This is a genomic window from Pseudomonas sp. SCPG-7 (assembly GCF_002156405.1).
GTDB lineage: Bacteria > Pseudomonadota > Gammaproteobacteria > Pseudomonadales > Pseudomonadaceae > Aquipseudomonas > Aquipseudomonas parakoreensis.
Map to the genome: position 1 here is coordinate 1 of NZ_MVOO01000001.1, position 17,031 is coordinate 17,031.

Consider the following 17,031-nt stretch of genomic DNA (forward strand, 5'->3'; position numbering starts at 1 on the left):
CCCAATCCCATGTAGGAGCTGCCGAAGGCTGCGATCTTTTGATCTGGCTCTTGCTCTTGATGTGGCTTTTGATCTTCAGCCCCTTCGGCAGGCCGAGCGGAGGTGTTCATCCGGGGGGAGGCGCGCAGCGCCATGCGGCGAAGCCGCATACATCGAGAGGAGGTGCAGCGAAGCAAACCGTAGGCGATGCCCCCGGATGGGCACCGTAGCGAGGGAACACTGAGCCTAAGCGAAGTGCCGTACGCCGGGGCAAAGCCTTTTGGGTTACCTTTTCGGCGTTTGGAAAAGGTGACTCGCTGTAAGAGCGAAACCGCAGGAGGCCGTTACCGCAGCAACGGATATACACACAAAACCAACAAATCCCAGACAAACAAAAACGCCCGGTATAAACCGGGCGTCTTGTATTGACTTGATTAGCGAGCGCGGTAAGTAATGCGCCCTTTGCTCAAGTCATAGGGCGTCAGCTCGACGCGCACTTTGTCACCGGTAAGAATACGAATGTAGTTCTTGCGCATCTTGCCGGAGATATGCGCGGTTACGACGTGCCCATTTTCCAACTCCACACGAAACATGGTGTTGGGCAGGGTGTCGACGACAGTGCCTTCCATTTCGAAGCTGTCTTCTTTCGACATGCAGTAAAGCCCTCGGTGTCCAATGAATGGCCCGGTGCAACTGCGCCAGGCAAAAGCGGCGTGCATTGTGCCCGAAAAAGGGGGGGCAAGCCAAGGGGTTTAGGGTTCGCGATTAGTTCAGGATTACCCAGCGCTGATTGATCAGCAATTCGATGGGGCGATATTGGGTCTTGTAGTTCATCTTTTTGCAGTTCTTGATCCAGTATCCGAGATACACCGCTTCCAGCCCCAGACGCTGGCTTTCGGCGATTTGCCACAGGATCGCGAAGCGTCCCAGGCTGCGGCGCTCCTCGTCAGGTTCGTAAAAGGTATAGACCGCCGACAAGCCGTTGGGCAGCAGATCGGTCACCGCGACGGCGAGTAGCCGTCCGTCGAGACGAAATTCATAGAAGCGCGAGAAGGGCAGGTCGCGCACCAGAAAGGTCGAGAACTGGTCGCGGCTTGGCGGGTACATGTCGCCGTCGGCGTGTCGCTGTTCGATATACCGCTGGTACAGGTCGAAATATTCTTCGCTGAAATGCGGTTTCACCGGGCGCACCTGCAGATCGGCATTGCGTTTGAAAATGCGTTTCTGCTGGCGGTTGGGGTTGAACTGCGCCACCGGGATGCGTGCAGGCACGCACGCATTGCAATTCTGGCAATGGGGCCGATACAGATGGTCGCCGCTGCGGCGAAAGCCCATTTCCGACAGGTCTGCGTAGACGTGCACATCCATGGGCTGACTCGGGTCGAGAAACAGCGTCGTCGCCTGCTCCTCGGGCAGATAACTGCAGGAATGAGGCTGAGTGGCATAGAACTTCAAGCGCGCCAACTCGGTCATGATCAACCCTCGGGATAAGCTGGTGAATTAAGTGTAAGCCACGCGCGCAAAAGTCGCTCAGCAAACCCAGGTGGCGCGACTGGATTGATCCAGGTGGCGGGCCAGGTAGTTGGCGAATTCGTGGCGGGGGATCGCCCGGGCGCCGAGGCTGTGCAGATGATCGGTCGGCATCTGGCAATCAATCAGAACGAATCCCGCTTCTTTCAGATGCTGCACCAGCGTGGCAAAGCCATATTTGGAGGCGTTGTCGGCGCGGCTGAACATCGATTCACCAAAAAACAGCTGACCCATCGCCAGGCCATACAGGCCGCCGACCAGTTGGCCCTGATCCCAGACCTCGACCGAGTGGGCGAAGCCGCGGCGGTGCAGTTCGAGGTAGGCGTTCTGCATCGCTTCGGTAATCCAGGTGCCATCGGCGTAGTCCCGAGGCGCGGCGCAGGCGCGAATCACGGCTGCGAAATCCCGATCGAAGGTCACCTGGTAGCGTTGCTTGCGCAGCAGCTTGCCGAGGCTGCGCGAGACATGCAGTTCGTCGGGAAACAGAACGGTGCGCGGATCCGGCGACCACCAGAGGATTGGCTGGCCCTCGGAAAACCATGGAAAACAGCCGTGCCGGTAGGCCTGCACCAGGCGATCGGCGGACAGGTCGCCACCGGCAGCCAGCAATCCATTGGGATCGCGCATGGCCTTTTCCAGGGGCGGGAAAGTCAGGGAATTGCGTTGTAACCAAGTCAGCATGGCGTCCAGGCTTGCAGAAGGGGAGGGCGGTGCGGGCGCGAGGCCCGCGATAAAGTGTGCCGTTAAATGACAGGAATGTCGTCCAGATACTTCTCCGCGTCCAGTGCCGCCATGCAACCGGCACCGGCCGAGGTCACCGCTTGGCGGTAGACATGGTCGGCCACATCGCCAGCGGCGAAGACGCCGGGGATCTCGGTGGAGGTGGCGTCGCCGTCGCTGCCGCCCTTGACCAGCAGATAGCCGTCGCGCATTGGCAACTGGCCCTGAAACAGGTCGGTGTTGGGTTTATGGCCGATGGCGATGAACACGCCGGCCAGGGCCAGTTCGCGGGTCTGCCCGGTGTGGCTGTCACGCAGGCGCGCGCCGGTCACACCGCAGGCATCGCCCAGCACTTCGTCCAGATTCTGGTTCCAGTGCAGGTGAACGTTACCGTTGGCGGCTTTTTCGAACAGTTTGTCCTGGAGAATTTTCTCCGAGCGCAACTTGTCGCGGCGATGGATCAAGTGCACCTCTCTGGCAATGTTCGACAGGTACAGGGCTTCCTCGACGGCAGTGTTGCCGCCGCCCACCACGGCGACCACCTGATTGCGATAGAAAAAGCCATCGCAGGTCGCGCAGGCCGAGACGCCTTTGCCGGCGAAGGCTTCTTCCGAGGGCAGTCCCAGATACTGCGCCGAAGCGCCGGTGGCGATGATCAGGGCGTCGCAGGTATAAGTGCCGCTGTCGCCGATGAGCTCAAAAGGGCGCTGCTGCAACTTGGCAGTGTGGATGTGGTCGTAAACGATCTCGGTGGCAAAGCGTTCGGCGTGTCTCTGCATGCGCTCCATCAGTACCGGGCCGGTGAGGCCTTCGACGTCGCCGGGCCAATTGTCGACTTCGACGGTGGTGGTGAGCTGGCCACCGGCCTGCAACCCGGTAATGACCACCGGTTTGAGGTTGGCGCGGGCAGCGTATACGGCGGCGCTGTAGCCGGCAGGACCGGAGCCAAGAATGATCAGGCGTGAATGCTTCGCTGCGTTCATCAAATACACCTCATAAGCCTTTGTCACAAAAGACAATGCATGCTCAAATTGAACCGCAGGATTTGTGCGGTTGGCTATGCTCAGCTAAGGGGTTTGAAGCATGGCATCAGCCGCGCAAACCCGTACAATGCCGGGCTGTTACAGAATATTTGTAGAGCGCTGTGTTTATAGCTGTGTTTATAAAAGCTGCGGCACAGTGTTAAAAGTAGTCTCAGATGCGCCGGTTCACTTTTTTACCTGCCAGGATTGGGCAGTTTTTTATCGTCATTCAATAGATGGACGCGCCTTGGGCGCAGGAAAAGAAGCGTTTTGAAGAAATCCACCGCAGCACCAAAAACAGTCGTTCCGCTCTGGCGCCAGCAATTGCACTACCGGCTCAAGGAAGGTGCATTGATCGCCATCGGTGCCTTGTGCCTGTTCCTGATGATGGCCTTGCTGACCTACGGCAAGGACGATCCGGGCTGGAGCCACAACAGCAAGATCGACGACGTGCAGAATTTCGGCGGCCCCGCCGGTTCCTACAGCGCTGACATCCTGTTCATGGTGCTGGGTTATTTCGCGTACATTTTCCCGTTGCTGCTGGCGATCAAGGCGTATCAAATTTTCCGTCAACGCCACGAACCCTGGCAGTGGAGTGGCTGGCTGTTCTCCTGGCGCCTGATCGGTCTGGTGTTTCTGGTGCTGTCCGGCGCGGCGCTGGCGCATATCCATTTCCATGCCGCCACCGGTCTGCCGGCCGGTGCGGGCGGGGCGCTGGGCGAAAGTCTCGGTGACCTGGCGCGCAACGCCCTGAATATCCAGGGCAGTACGCTGCTGTTCATCGCGCTGTTCCTGTTCGGCTTGACGGTGTTCACCGACCTGTCGTGGTTCAAGGTGATGGACGTCACCGGCAAGATCACCCTCGACCTGTTCGAACTGTTTCAGGGCGCGATCAACCGCTGGTGGTCGGCCCGTACCGAGCGCAAGCAATTGGTCGCGCAGTTGCGTGAGGTCGATGACCGCGTCCACGACGTCGTGGCGCCGACCGTTACCGACAAGCGTGAACAGGCCAAGGTCAAGGAGCGTCTGATCGAGCGCGAGCAGGCCTTGAGCAAGCACATGTCTGACCGCGAGAAGCAGGTACCGCCGGTCATCGCCCCGGCCCCGGTCAAAGCACCGGAACCAAGCAAGCGCGTGCAGAAAGAGAAACAGGTGCCGTTGTTCGTCGACAGCGCCGTGGAAGGTACTTTGCCACCGATCTCGATTCTCGATCCGGCGGAAAAGAAACAACTCAATTATTCGCCGGAATCCCTGGCTGCCGTCGGCCACTTGCTGGAGATCAAGCTCAAGGAGTTCGGCGTCGAAGTCACCGTGGATTCGATCCATCCGGGCCCGGTGATTACCCGTTACGAAATTCAGCCTGCCGCTGGCGTCAAGGTCAGCCGTATCGCCAACCTGGCCAAAGACCTCGCACGTTCGCTGGCGGTGACGAGCGTGCGTGTGGTCGAGGTGATTCCGGGCAAGACCACGGTCGGTATCGAAATTCCCAACGAAGACCGGCAGATCGTGCGTTTCTCCGAAGTGCTGTCGACCCCCGAGTACGACAACTTCAAGTCGCCGGTCACCTTGGCCCTGGGCCACGACATTGGCGGCAAACCGGTCATCACCGACCTGGCGAAAATGCCGCACCTGCTGGTGGCCGGTACCACCGGTTCCGGTAAGTCGGTGGGCGTGAACGCGATGATCCTGTCGATCCTGTTCAAGTCCGGCCCGGATGACGCCAAACTGATCATGATCGACCCGAAAATGCTCGAGCTGTCGATCTACGAAGGCATTCCGCACCTGCTGTGCCCGGTAGTGACCGACATGAAGGACGCCGCCAACGCCCTGCGCTGGAGCGTTGCCGAGATGGAGCGCCGTTACAAGCTGATGGCGAAGATGGGCGTGCGAAACCTGTCCGGCTTCAATGCCAAGGTCAAGGAAGCCCAGGACGCCGGTGAGCCGCTGAGCGATCCGCTGTACAAGCGCGAAAGCATTCACGACGAAGCGCCATTGCTGCAGAAGCTGCCGACCATCGTTGTGGTGGTCGACGAATTCGCCGACATGATGATGATCGTCGGCAAGAAGGTCGAAGAACTGATCGCCCGTATCGCGCAGAAGGCACGTGCCGCCGGTATCCACTTGATCCTCGCGACCCAGCGTCCTTCTGTGGACGTGATCACCGGTCTGATCAAAGCCAACATTCCGACGCGTATGGCGTTCCAGGTGTCGAGCAAGATCGACTCGCGGACCATCATCGATCAGGGCGGCGCCGAGCAACTGCTCGGTCACGGTGACATGCTCTACATGCCGCCGGGCACCAGCCTGCCGATCCGGGTACACGGCGCGTTCGTTTCCGACGATGAAGTACACCGCGTGGTGGAAGCGTGGAAACTGCGTGGCGCACCGGAATACAACGATGACATCCTCAACGGTGTCGAAGAGGCGGGCAGCGGCTTTGAAGGCAGCAGCGGTGGTGGCGACGGTGATGATGCCGAGACCGACGCGCTGTACGACGAAGCCGTGCAGTTCGTGCTGGAAAGCCGCCGGGCATCGATTTCTGCGGTACAGCGCAAGCTTAAGATCGGTTACAACCGCGCTGCGCGAATGATCGAAGCCATGGAAATGGCGGGGGTCGTGACCTCAATGAACACCAACGGTTCGCGTGAAGTTCTGGCCCCCGGCCCGGTTCGCGACTGATTGCCAAGCAAGAGGCGGGACAATGATGTGCCGCCGCTCTCCCAACGAGTATTCAAGAGGACTCCCATGCGTCTTATCCGCATGCTGTTGCCAGTACTGGCGCTGACCACGCTCACGGCCCACGCCGACGACAAGGATGTGGCGCGTCTGACCCAATTGCTGGAAACATCGAAAACCCTGACCGCGAACTTCTCGCAGCTGACCCTCGATGGTAGCGGCACCCAGTTGCAGGAAACTCGCGGTGATATGGTCCTGCAGCGTCCGGGCCTGTTCTACTGGCACACCGAAGCGCCAAACGAGCAGACCATGGTTTCCGACGGCAAGAAGGTCACCCTGTGGGACCCGGACCTGGAACAGGCGACCATCAAGAAGCTCGACGAGCGCCTGACCCAGACCCCGGCGCTGCTGCTCTCCGGTGACGTGTCGAAGATCAGCCAGAGCTTTGAGATCAGTGCCAAAGAGGCGGGTGGCGTGATCGACTTCACCCTCAAGCCGAAGACCAAGGACACCCTGTTCGACAGTCTGCGTCTGTCGTTCCGCAACGGCCTGGTCAATGACATGCAACTGATCGACAGCGTTGGTCAGCGCACCAACATCCTGTTCACCGGGGTCAAGGCCAACGAAGCGGTGCCGGCGTCGAAGTTCAAGTTCGACATCCCGAAGGGTGCTGACGTTATCCAGGAATAAACCCCCGGACCTCGGGTCGGGTTCTTGTGGCTTGGAGCCTTTGTGGCGAGGGAGCTTGCTCCCGCTGGGGCGCGAAGCTGCCCCGCTCTTGAATCAAAAGCGGGGACTGCTACGCAGTCCAGCGGGAGCAAGCTCCCTCGCCACAGGTATTCCAACACGCTTAAGACAATCAGAGGTTTCAACGCTACGTGATGGATCTGTTTCGCAGTGCACCGATTGCCCAGCCGCTGGCCGCGCGTTTGCGCGCGACCAATCTGGATGAGTACGTCGGTCAGGAGCACGTGCTCGCTCGCGGCAAGCCTCTGCGTGAGGCGCTGGAGCAGGGTGCCCTGCATTCGATGATCTTCTGGGGGCCGCCGGGCGTGGGCAAGACCACCCTGGCGCGCTTGCTCGCGGAAGTCTCGGACGCGCATTTCGAAACGGTCTCGGCGGTGCTTGCCGGGGTCAAGGAGATCCGTCAGGCCGTTGAAATCGCCAAACAGCAGGCCGGCCAATACGGCAAGCGCACGATCCTGTTCGTCGATGAAGTGCACCGCTTCAACAAATCGCAGCAGGATGCCTTCCTGCCCTACGTTGAAGACGGCACGCTGATTTTTATCGGCGCTACCACTGAAAACCCTTCGTTTGAATTGAACAACGCGCTGTTGTCGCGGGCCCGCGTCTATGTGCTGAAAAGCCTCGACGAGACGGCACTGCGCAAACTGGTGCACCGCGCGCTCACTGAAGAGCGTGGCCTGGGCAAGCGCAACCTGACCCTCAGCGATGAAGGCTTCCAGATGCTGTTGTCGGCGGCCGATGGCGATGGCCGGCGCCTGCTCAATCTGCTGGAGAACGCCTCGGACCTGGCCGAAGACAACAGCGAAATGGGCACCGAGCTGCTGCAAAGCTTGCTCGGCGACACCCGACGGCGCTTCGACAAGGGCGGCGAAGCGTTTTACGACCAGATTTCCGCGCTGCACAAATCGGTACGCGGTTCCAACCCTGATGGCGCGCTGTACTGGTTCGCGCGGATGATCGATGGCGGTTGCGATCCGTTGTACCTGGCGCGACGCGTGGTGCGCATGGCCAGCGAAGACATCGGTAACGCCGACCCGCGCGCTTTAAGTCTGTGCCTGGCAGCGTGGGAGGTGCAGGAGCGCCTCGGCAGTCCGGAAGGCGAGTTGGCGGTGGCTCAGGCCATCACCTATCTGGCCTGCGCGCCGAAAAGCAACGCGGTGTACATGGGTTTCAAGACTGCACTGCGCGCCGCTGCCGAATACGGTTCGCTGGAAGTGCCGCTGCACTTGCGCAATGCGCCGACCAAACTGATGAAGCAATTGGGCTATGGCGACGAATACCGCTACGCCCACGACGAACCGGACGCCTATGCTGCCGGCGAAGATTATTTCCCGGAAGAGCTCGAGCCCATTCCGTTCTATCAACCGGTGCCCCGTGGCCTGGAATTGAAGATCGGCGAGAAGCTCAACCATCTCGCGCAACTCGACCGTTTAAGCCCAAGACAGCGGAGAAAATAGTGCTTCCATTGATTGTTGCGGTCTCCGTCGGCGGAATCGCCGGCACGCTGTTGCGCTTCGCCACCGCTAATTGGGTCAACGCCAATTGGCCGCGGCACTTCTATACCGCGACGCTGGCCGTTAATATCGTGGGCTGTCTGCTGATTGGCGTGTTGTACGGCCTGTTTTTGATACGCCCGGAGGTGCCGATCGAGGTGCGTGCCGGGTTGATGGTCGGCTTCCTCGGGGGGCTGACGACTTTTTCATCCTTTTCACTGGATACGGTGCGCCTGCTGGAAAGCGGGCAAGTGCCGCTGGCCCTGGGCTATGCGGCGATCAGCGTATTCGGCGGGCTGCTCGCGACGTGGGCCGGCCTGTCCCTGACCAAACTTTGATAACGAGAAACCGACATGCTCGATTCCAAACTGTTACGTAGCAACCTTCAGGACGTAGCGGACCGCCTGGCTTCCCGTGGCTTTGCCCTGGATACCGCGCGCATCGAAGCGCTGGAAGAACAGCGCAAGACCGTCCAGACCCGCACCGAAGCACTGCAGGCTGAGCGTAACGCGCGTTCCAAATCCATCGGTCAGGCCAAGCAGCGCGGCGAAGACATCGCGCCGCTGATGGCGGACGTCGAGCGCATGGCGGGCGAGCTGAGTGCCGGTAAAGTCGAGCTGGACGCGATCCAGACCGAACTGGACTCGATCCTGCTGGGTATCCCCAACCTGCCGCACGAATCGGTACCGGTCGGTAAAGATGAAGACGACAACGTCGAAGTGCGTCGCTGGGGCACGCCGACCCAGTTCGATTTCGAGGTCAAGGACCACGTCGCGCTGGGCGAGAAGTTCGGCTGGCTGGACTTTGAAACCGCCGCCAAGCTCTCTGGCGCCCGTTTCGCCTTGCTGCGTGGCCCGATTGCTCGCCTGCATCGCGCCCTGGCACAGTTCATGATCAACCTGCACGTCAACGAGCATGGCTACGAAGAGGCCTACACGCCTTATCTGGTTCAGGCCCCGGCGCTGCAAGGCACCGGTCAACTGCCGAAGTTCGAAGAAGACCTGTTCAAGATCGCTCGCGAAGGCGAAGCCGATCTGTACCTGATCCCGACTGCTGAAGTGTCGCTGACCAACATCGTGGCCGGTGAAATCGTCGATTCGAAACTGCTGCCGATCAAGTTCGTCGCGCACACCCCGTGCTTCCGCAGCGAAGCCGGCGCATCGGGTCGTGACACTCGCGGGATGATCCGTCAGCACCAGTTCGACAAAGTCGAGATGGTCCAGATCGTCGAGCCGTCGACCTCGATGGAAGCGCTGGAAGGCCTGACCGCCAACGCCGAAAAAGTCCTGCAACTGCTGGGTCTGCCTTATCGCACCCTGGCGCTGTGCACCGGCGACATGGGCTTCAGCGCCGTGAAGACCTACGACCTGGAAGTGTGGATTCCAAGCCAGGACAAGTACCGCGAAATTTCGTCGTGCTCCAACTGCGGCGACTTCCAGGCCCGCCGTATGCAAGCGCGTTTCCGTAACCCGGAAACCGGCAAGCCTGAACTGGTACACACCCTGAACGGTTCCGGCCTGGCGGTCGGTCGTACTCTGGTTGCCGTGCTGGAAAACTACCAGCAGGCCGACGGTTCGATCCGCGTGCCGGATGTACTGAAACCGTACATGGGTGGCCTTGAGGTCATCGGCTAAATGAAATATCTGCCGCTGTTTCACAACCTGCGCGGCAGTCGTGTGTTGGTGGTCGGTGGGGGGGAAATTGCCTTGCGCAAATCCCGCCTGCTGGCCGATGCCGGTGCGCTGCTGCGGGTGGTCGCACCTGAAATCGAAGCGCAACTGCGCGAACTGGTCACTGCCAGCGGTGGTGAATGCCTGTTGCGTGGTTATGTGGAAGCGGATCTGGACGGCTGCGGCCTGATCATCGCCGCCACCGACGATGAAACGCTCAACGCCCAAGTCTCCAGCGATGCCCATCGGCGTTGCGTGCCGGTCAATGTGGTTGACGCGCCGCAGTTGTGCAGCGTGATCTTCCCGGCGATCGTCGATCGCTCGCCGCTGATCATCGCGGTGTCCAGCGGCGGCGATGCGCCAGTGCTGGCGCGGCTGATTCGCGCCAAGATCGAAACCTGGATTCCTTCGACTTACGGCCAGTTGGCCGGTCTTGCCGCACGTTTTCGCAATCAGGTGAAAAACCTGTTTCCCGATGTGCAGCAGCGTCGCGGGTTCTGGGAAGACGTGTTTCAAGGCCCGATTGCCGACCGGCAACTGGCCGGGCAGGGCGCCGAGGCCGAGCGTCTGTTGCAGGCCAAGATTGATGGCGAGGCGGACATCACCACCGGTGAGGTGTATCTGGTGGGCGCCGGTCCGGGTGATCCGGATCTGCTGACCTTCCGCGCCTTGCGTTTGATGCAGCAAGCTGACGTGGTGCTGTACGACCGCTTGGTCGCGCCGGCGATTCTTGAGCTGTGCCGTCGCGATGCCGAGCGTGTCTACGTCGGCAAGCGGCGCTCCGACCATGCGGTACCGCAGGACCAGATCAACCAGCAACTGGTGGACCTGGCCAAGGCTGGAAAGCGGGTGGTGCGCTTGAAGGGCGGTGACCCGTTCATCTTCGGTCGCGGCGGTGAAGAGATCGAAGAGCTGGCGGCCCACGGGATTCCGTTCCAGGTGGTGCCGGGGATCACGGCGGCCAGCGGTTGCGCGGCGTATGCCGGGATTCCGTTGACCCATCGCGATTACGCGCAATCGGTGCGTTTCGTCACCGGTCACCTGAAGGACGGTTCCACCGATCTGCCGTGGGCCGACCTCGTCGCCCCGGCGCAGACGCTGGTGTTCTACATGGGCCTGGTGGGCTTGCCGGTGATCTGCGAGCAGTTGATCAAGCACGGTCGCCGCGCGGACACCCCGGCAGCGTTGATCCAGCAGGGCACGACGGTCAATCAGCGGGTCTTTACCGGCACGCTGGCGGACCTGCCACGTCTGGTGGCAGAGCATGAAGTGCATGCGCCGACGCTGGTGATTGTGGGTGAAGTGGTGCAGTTGCGCGAGAAACTGGCGTGGTTCGAAGGGGCTCAGGCGCAGGTCTAAAAATCGAGTGACCCCATCGCTGGCAAGCCAGCTCCCACAGGTTTTGTGTTGAAACTGCAATCTTCAGCATCACCAAAATCCCTGTGGGAGCTGGCTTGCCAGCGATGGGGCCCTCAAAAACAATAAAAATCTCAGCCCTTGCGCCAGACTCCTTTGCCAGCCAAACGCGCCCGATCATGCGCCACGCTGAAGTCCTGGGCCGGTCCCTTCGGCACAATCCCGGTCGGATTAATCGTCTTGTGGCTGCCGTAGTAGTGATTCTTGATGTGCTGAAAATCCACGGTCTCGCCAATCCCCGGCCACTGATACAGTTCACGCAGCCAGTTCGACAGGTTCGGGTAATCGGCAATCCGCCGCAGATTGCACTTGAAGTGCCCGTGATACACCGCATCGAAGCGAATCATCGTGGTGAACAGACGCACGTCGGCTTCGGTCAGGTATTCACCGGTCAGGTAACGATTGGCGCCCAGTATTCGCTCCAGATGATCCAGCTCGGCAAACACCTCGTCGAACGCCTCTTCATAAGCCTGTTGCGAGGTGGCGAAGCCGGCGCGATACACGCCGTTGTTCACCGCCGGATAAATCCGCTCGTTCAGTGCATCGATCTCGCCACGTAGCGGTGCCGGGTAGAAGTCCATTTCGTTACCGGTCAGGCCATCGAAGGCGCTGTTGAACATGCGGATGATTTCCGCCGACTCATTGCTGACAATGCGCTTGAGTTTCTTGTCCCACAGCACCGGCACCGTGACGCGCCCGGTGTAGTCCGGGGTGTCGGCGGTGTAGCGCTGGTGCATGAAAGCGAAATTATCAAGTTTGTCGCCGGTCGAGCCCAAGGCCTTGTCGAAGGTCCAGCCGTTTTCCAGCATCAGCCAGCTGACCACGGACACGTCGATCAGGCTTTCCAGACCTTTGAGCTTGCGCAGGATCAACGTGCGGTGCGCCCACGGGCAGGCGAGCGATACATAGAGGTGATAGCGCCCGGCTTCGGCGGCGAAACCGCCTTCACCGCTCGGCCCGGGCTGGCCGTCAGCGGTGACCCAGTGGCGACGTTGCGCTTGTTCGCGCTGGAACGCGCCGTCCTTGCTGCTTTCATACCACTTGTCCTGCCAGTGGCCATCGACGAGTAAACCCATGATCAAGACTCCTGAATCCAATAAGCGTTGGAGCCGAGTCTATTCCGATGAGTTCGAACAAAAAGCGCAAAGATCGGGCGTCTATGATCGGTTAAATCGATTTGTTGCGCGCGGCCCAGTATTGCTCGGCGGTTTCAAAGGCTTGCTCGCGGCTTTGACCGAGGCCACGCAGGGCCAGGGCCATGGTCGAGATCAGGGCCATTTGCGGATAGCTGTCGACCACGTCGCCACGCCATACCGCTTTGAGATGTTCAACGTCCAGCGAGGCCGGTTTGACGTGGCGCTGGCTCGACAGTTGCGGCCATTCTTCATCCCAGCTCTCGCCGCCCTTGGTGCCGTATAGATGGCTGTCGGCATCCGGGTTGATCTCGATCTCGCCGCCGTCGCCCTTGACCACGATCGCCGTGTCGCCGAGCAGACCGCTGGCCTCGCGATGCACCGCTTGATAGCCCGGATGAAAAATACTTTGCAGGCCACAACGGGCGCGCAGCGGGTTGAGAATCCGTGCCAGTGAATGGATCGGCGAGCGCAGGCCCATGGTGTTGCGCAGGTCGATCATCTTCTGCAACTGCGGCGCCCAGTCCATTAGCGGCATGAATGCCAGGCCGCCGTTGTCCAGCGCGTTGCCGACCTGCTGCCACGTGCGGCACAGCGGGATGTTCAGCTCGCCAAGCAGTTGTTCGGTGTACAGACGCCCGGCGGTATGCGCGCCGCCGCCGTGCATGAAAATCCGCACGCCGTTTTGCGCCAGACACTTGGCCGCCAGCAGGTACCACGGCAGATGGCGTTTCTTGCCGGCATAGGTCGGCCAGTCCAGATCGACATTCAGCGTTGGCGCTGACAGGCGCTCGCGCAAGGCTTCGGTGAAACCGGCCATTTCCTCCGCGCTTTCTTCCTTGTGCCGTAGCAGCATCAGAAAGGCCCCGAGCTGGGTGTCTTCGACTTTGTCGTCGAGCACCATGCCCATGGCTTCCCGGGCTTCTTCACGGGTCAGGTCGCGTGCGCCGCGTTTGCCCTTGCCGAGGATCCGTACGAACTGCGCGAACGGGTGCTCGGCGGGCGTTTCGAGGGTCAGCGCTGGAAAGTCGGTCATAGGCAATTCGTCGGTTTGGGCAGGCCCGCCAGTTTCGCGGCGAGTTTGGCAGGGGTGCCTTTGAACAGTCGGTTCAGGTGCAGGCTGTTGCCTTTGTCCGGGCCGAGTTTGAGTGCGGTGTATTTGATCAATGGACGGGTGGCCGGCGACAGCTGAAATTCCGCGTAGAAGCTGCGCAGCAGTTCGAGGACTTCCCAGTGTTCGGCAGTCAGTTCGATGTCCTCGGCAGCGGCAAGGGCGCTGGCGACGTCATGGGACCAGTCGTCGAGGTCGACCAGAAAACCGTCCTTGTCCAGTTCGATGGCGCGGGCGCCGACAGTCATCGAGTTCATAGCCAGCTGTTGACCTTGTCGTGGCGGATCGACAGTTCGACGAATGCCGGGTAATCGATGGCCTCTGCCCAGTCGGGAGCAACGATGGCGCGGGCCTGCAGGTCTTCAGCGAGGGCGAACAGCTTGACCCGGCGCTCGTTCAGCGTGGTGAATGGCGCGGTGCCGGGTTGCAGGGCATACACCGCGTCACCGGATAACAGCAGGGCGTCGGCAGCGCCGATCACGCGCAGGCAACTGTTCAGGCGCTCGTCGCCGAACGGGGAATGAGACAACACATGCAAAGTCGACATCAGAGGGTGATCACCTGGTCGTAACGGTCAATAAGGGCGCTGATTTCGCTGGCGCCGAGCGGCTGCGCTTCGTCCAGCGACAGCGTGCTCAGGCCACGGGCGCTGGCGCTGTCGGTGCAGTAGAACAGTTCTTCAACGCCGAACATCGGCAGCGCCTGCAGGTTGGCGCTCAGGTCTTTCTGTTGCAGGGCCTTGGCGTTCTGTCCGGCGGCCAATTGCAGTACGCCGTCATCGAGAAACAGCAGGCCGATCGGCAGATCGAACGCGCCGCCGGCCAGCACGATGTCCAGCGCCTCGCGGGCGCCGGGGCCGGACCATGGCGACTGGCGGCTGATGATCAACAGGGATTTGGCCATCTCACGCACCTCCGAAACAGATCAGTCGATCAGCGTCCTGCACCGCATCGTGCAACTGGCCGAGGCCGGACAACTCCCACGGTGCGCTGACCGCAACGGCATCACGCTGATAACGCCTGGCCTCTTCGTCATTCAGTACGCCACGACGCAGGGCGGCGGCGATGCATACCACGCCGTCCAGTTGTTGCTCGGTGATGAACGCACGCCACTGTTTGGGCAGGTCCAGTTCGTCCTGCGGGGTGACCACCGCGTCGGAGGCGTTGTAGACGCCGTCCTGATAGAAAAACAACCGGACAATCTCATGCCCACCAGCCAGCGCCGCCTGAGCAAACAGCAGGGCGCGGCGCGAGGAGGGCGCATGGGCGGCGGAAAACAGCGCAATGGCGAACTTCATGACGGACTCGATCAGCAAAACTGTGGCCATGATAAAGCTTTATGAAGGCAGCCGCGAAACCCAAGTGAAGCGTGGTGTTTTGTGTGGGAGCCGATGTGGTTTCGATCAGCGGGGCATATAGCCCAGTTGCCAACGCCGCGGAATGCTCAGCGACAGCACACCGAGCGCCGCCGCCAGCAAGCCGCTGGCGAACAGCGCCCGAAGCCCGAAATGATGTTCCAGTACCGCGCCGAGAATTGCGCCGATGAACATCCCGCTCCATGGCACCAGTTGCACCCGCCAGCCGTTACGGCGTTCGCCGAGCATCCAGCGGCCGAGTCCACGGCCGAAGCGCGATAGCGCGCCGGTCACGTAAGTCAGACCGACCGGCAGACCATTCACTTCCTCGACCGCCGCGTTAAGCATGCCCATCGCGATGATCGCCGCCAGCAGCGCCGGCAGTTGCGTGTCATACGGCCACGCGGCCGCGAAGCACAGCAGGGTGGCGATGCACAGCAGCAAGGGCAGTGTGCGCCGACCACTGAGGCGACCGATCACGATGCCCAAGGCATTACCGATCACGAACGTGACGACGAGGATGACCAGGCGCAGCGTCAGTCCGAGGTCGCCGTCACTGATCGCCACCGCCAGCCGCGTGGTGTTGCCGCTCATAAAGGACACGAAATCGCCACTGGCCATGAAGCCGATAGCATCGGTCATGCCTGCCAGCACGGACAGACTGGCCACCAGTGCCAGGCCGATACGGCCACGCCATTTCTGCCGATGCAAATGCCCGGACGTGGCGCGGTGAGTCGAAGTGGAGGGCAGCATCGGTGACGATATCCTTGAGCGGCGGTTAAGGTTCCAACCCGTACAGATCGCAGTAATCGGTCCAGCTCATGTGGGCCATTTCCGCCACTTCGCGGTGCACCTCCATGCGCTGAGCCTGGTACTCCTCGGGCGTTTGCGCCGTGAGCTGCAAGGTCAGTTCCCAAGCGAACAGGCCTTGATTCTCCGCCTCAGCCTCGAAGGCTTCGTGCAGGCGCTCCTCACGATACTGCGCCGGGGTTTCGCCCTTGGCCTGGGCCAGCAGCGGGTTGAGGTGATCGAGGGTTTCGCGCAATTCGGGGCGTGCGTCGAGAAACAGTTTCAGGGCTTGCTCATGTCGCTGGTCGGTGGGCGCCATGTGTATTCCTTGTCAGGCTGATGACCCTAGGGTGCCGGAGCGGCCGGCGTGTGTCGCGCTATAAATGCAGTAAAGCAGAACGATTTTGCCTGTTGCGATGATACAGTCCGCTTTTTTCTGAATGAGCGAATGCAATGCGAATTCTGATGGTAGCGCTGGCCGCGACCGTGCTGGCGGGCTGCGCGGGTTCGGTGATGGATGATTCTCGCACCAAAGCCCCTTACAAGGTTCTGACCTCGGACAAGCCAGAGAAAGTCGTGGCCCAGTGCGTGCAATTCGCCTGGCAGGACGAGGCGGTGTTTGGCGTGGACGCCGGCGCGTATCTGCAACCGGGCAAGAAGGGCGGCTCGACGGTGTATACCCGTTCGGCAGAGTCGTTTGTCGACGTGACCAGCGATGCGTCGGGGACGGTGCTCAATTACTACGTGCAGAAGGATGATTTTGTCGCCAAGCGGCGTTTGGCGGGGTTGGCGACCTGTCTTTGATATTGCGCTGAGCGGCTGCAGGCTTGCTCCCACTGTTTGAAATGCATTCCATTGTGGGAGCGAGCCTGCTCGCGAAGGGCTCTTGAAATTCAACCCTTCAGGCGCTTCTGGAAATAGTGCCTGCTATGCCCCGGCGGATAGTCGACGATCTCGCCAAACTGGCTGAATCCCAACTTCTTGTAAAACTCCGGCGCCTGAAAATCGAAGGTATCCAGCCAGATGCCCAGGCAGCGCTTCTCGTTGGCCAGCTCTTCGGCCATGGTCATCAGTTTCGAGCCAATACCTTGGCCGCGCCCCTGTTCCGGCACCGAAAGCAACTCGATGTACATCCACTGGAAAATCACCCGGCCATACAAGCCGCCGAGTATCGCGTCGTGTTCATCGCGCACCAGCAGGGCGAACGGTTCCGACGTGGAGCCCCCGGTCTGGGCGTCGTTGTAGGCAATCAACGGCTCGAGGATTGCCTTGCGCTGTTCTTCCGTGGGGTTCTGTGACAGCTCGATTCGCAACGTCATACGCAACTTCCTTGTGAGGTGAACACGCAGCCTATCCTGCCCGGCGGGCGCTTTCCAAGTCCTTGCTCATCC

At 60.7% G+C, this 17,031-nt stretch carries 20 protein-coding genes; 7 read left to right on the forward strand and 13 right to left on the reverse strand.

Features of this window, described 5'->3' with window-relative positions:
* Positions 1-413: 413 nt before the first annotated feature.
* The 4 genes from infA to trxB form a co-directional block, all read right to left on the reverse strand.
* Positions 414-632: a translation initiation factor IF-1 gene (infA, locus tag B1722_RS00005; protein ID WP_002553999.1), complete on the reverse strand. Its 219-nt coding sequence runs from the start codon at positions 630-632 to the stop codon at positions 414-416.
* Positions 633-744: 112 nt separating this feature from the next.
* On the reverse strand, positions 745-1,452 hold the full coding sequence (locus B1722_RS00010; protein ID WP_041074211.1) for an arginyltransferase: 708 nt from the start codon (positions 1,450-1,452) through the stop codon (positions 745-747).
* Between the two features lie 57 nt (positions 1,453-1,509).
* Positions 1,510-2,190, reverse strand: coding sequence for a leucyl/phenylalanyl-tRNA--protein transferase (gene aat / locus B1722_RS00015; protein WP_086790827.1), 681 nt, complete (start codon positions 2,188-2,190; stop codon positions 1,510-1,512).
* A gap of 62 nt (positions 2,191-2,252) precedes the next feature.
* Positions 2,253-3,212 (reverse strand): thioredoxin-disulfide reductase, encoded by a 960-nt coding sequence (gene trxB, locus B1722_RS00020; protein WP_041074215.1) that lies wholly within the window; start codon positions 3,210-3,212, stop codon positions 2,253-2,255.
* A 309-nt stretch (positions 3,213-3,521) separates the two neighbouring features.
* Here trxB and B1722_RS00025 point away from each other — a divergent pair, with 309 nt between their 5' ends.
* The 6 genes from B1722_RS00025 to cysG all read left to right on the forward strand — a co-directional run bounded on the left by B1722_RS00025 (position 3,522) and on the right by cysG (position 11,196).
* The gene (locus B1722_RS00025; RefSeq protein WP_084234290.1) at positions 3,522-5,930 is read left to right on the forward strand and encodes a DNA translocase FtsK; all 2,409 of its coding nucleotides are present in this window, start codon (positions 3,522-3,524) and stop codon (positions 5,928-5,930) included.
* 66 nt (positions 5,931-5,996) lie between these two features.
* Entirely contained in the window at positions 5,997-6,617 is a 621-nt protein-coding gene (gene lolA / locus B1722_RS00030; protein ID WP_041074219.1) for an outer membrane lipoprotein chaperone LolA, read from the forward strand.
* A gap of 191 nt (positions 6,618-6,808) precedes the next feature.
* Positions 6,809-8,131 (forward strand): replication-associated recombination protein A, encoded by a 1,323-nt coding sequence (locus tag B1722_RS00035; RefSeq protein WP_003223849.1) that lies wholly within the window; start codon positions 6,809-6,811, stop codon positions 8,129-8,131.
* The gene (gene crcB / locus B1722_RS00040) at positions 8,131-8,505 is read left to right on the forward strand and encodes a fluoride efflux transporter CrcB (protein ID WP_041074221.1); all 375 of its coding nucleotides are present in this window, start codon (positions 8,131-8,133) and stop codon (positions 8,503-8,505) included. Before B1722_RS00035 ends, crcB begins: the two co-directional genes overlap by 1 nt.
* A 15-nt stretch (positions 8,506-8,520) precedes the next feature.
* Positions 8,521-9,801 (forward strand): serine--tRNA ligase, encoded by a 1,281-nt coding sequence (serS, locus tag B1722_RS00045; RefSeq protein WP_003223852.1) that lies wholly within the window; start codon positions 8,521-8,523, stop codon positions 9,799-9,801.
* On the forward strand, positions 9,802-11,196 hold the full coding sequence (gene cysG / locus B1722_RS00050; protein ID WP_047295105.1) for a siroheme synthase CysG: 1,395 nt from the start codon (positions 9,802-9,804) through the stop codon (positions 11,194-11,196).
* 131 nt (positions 11,197-11,327) lie between these two features.
* On the opposite strand, the gene B1722_RS00055 is transcribed toward cysG, so the two are convergent.
* From B1722_RS00055 to B1722_RS00090, 8 genes are all read right to left on the reverse strand, one after another.
* Positions 11,328-12,329, reverse strand: a complete 1,002-nt coding sequence (locus tag B1722_RS00055) for a glutathione S-transferase family protein (RefSeq protein ID WP_086790828.1) — start codon at positions 12,327-12,329, stop codon at positions 11,328-11,330.
* Positions 12,330-12,420: 91 nt separating this feature from the next.
* Positions 12,421-13,422, reverse strand: a complete 1,002-nt coding sequence (locus tag B1722_RS00060) for a glycosyl transferase family protein (protein WP_041074226.1) — start codon at positions 13,420-13,422, stop codon at positions 12,421-12,423.
* Positions 13,419-13,754 carry a TusE/DsrC/DsvC family sulfur relay protein gene (locus tag B1722_RS00065; protein WP_003223861.1) on the reverse strand — a complete coding sequence of 112 codons (336 nt, stop codon included), beginning with the start codon at positions 13,752-13,754 and terminating at the stop codon, positions 13,419-13,421. The genes B1722_RS00060 and B1722_RS00065 overlap by 4 nt, the downstream gene beginning before the upstream one ends.
* Positions 13,751-14,044, reverse strand: coding sequence for a sulfurtransferase complex subunit TusB (tusB, locus tag B1722_RS00070; protein WP_041074229.1), 294 nt, complete (start codon positions 14,042-14,044; stop codon positions 13,751-13,753). Before tusB ends, B1722_RS00065 begins: the two co-directional genes overlap by 4 nt.
* Positions 14,044-14,400, reverse strand: coding sequence for a sulfurtransferase complex subunit TusC (gene tusC, locus B1722_RS00075; protein WP_041074231.1), 357 nt, complete (start codon positions 14,398-14,400; stop codon positions 14,044-14,046). The genes tusB and tusC overlap by 1 nt, the downstream gene beginning before the upstream one ends.
* A 1-nt stretch (position 14,401) precedes the next feature.
* Positions 14,402-14,794, reverse strand: coding sequence for a sulfurtransferase complex subunit TusD (gene tusD, locus B1722_RS00080; RefSeq protein WP_041074269.1), 393 nt, complete (start codon positions 14,792-14,794; stop codon positions 14,402-14,404).
* 105 nt (positions 14,795-14,899) lie between these two features.
* A complete protein-coding gene (locus tag B1722_RS00085; RefSeq protein WP_041074232.1) occupies positions 14,900-15,604 on the reverse strand; it encodes a YoaK family protein in 705 nt (234 codons plus the stop codon).
* A 25-nt stretch (positions 15,605-15,629) separates the two neighbouring features.
* Entirely contained in the window at positions 15,630-15,959 is a 330-nt protein-coding gene (locus B1722_RS00090) for a DUF6388 family protein (RefSeq protein ID WP_086790829.1), read from the reverse strand.
* Between the two features lie 134 nt (positions 15,960-16,093).
* Between B1722_RS00090 and B1722_RS00100 the strand changes: the two genes are divergently transcribed.
* The gene (locus B1722_RS00100) at positions 16,094-16,444 is read left to right on the forward strand and encodes a hypothetical protein (protein WP_041074236.1); all 351 of its coding nucleotides are present in this window, start codon (positions 16,094-16,096) and stop codon (positions 16,442-16,444) included.
* 89 nt (positions 16,445-16,533) lie between these two features.
* On the opposite strand, the gene B1722_RS00105 is transcribed toward B1722_RS00100, so the two are convergent.
* Positions 16,534-16,959 (reverse strand): N-acetyltransferase, encoded by a 426-nt coding sequence (locus tag B1722_RS00105; RefSeq protein ID WP_086790830.1) that lies wholly within the window; start codon positions 16,957-16,959, stop codon positions 16,534-16,536.
* Between the last annotated feature and the right edge of the window lie 72 nt (positions 16,960-17,031).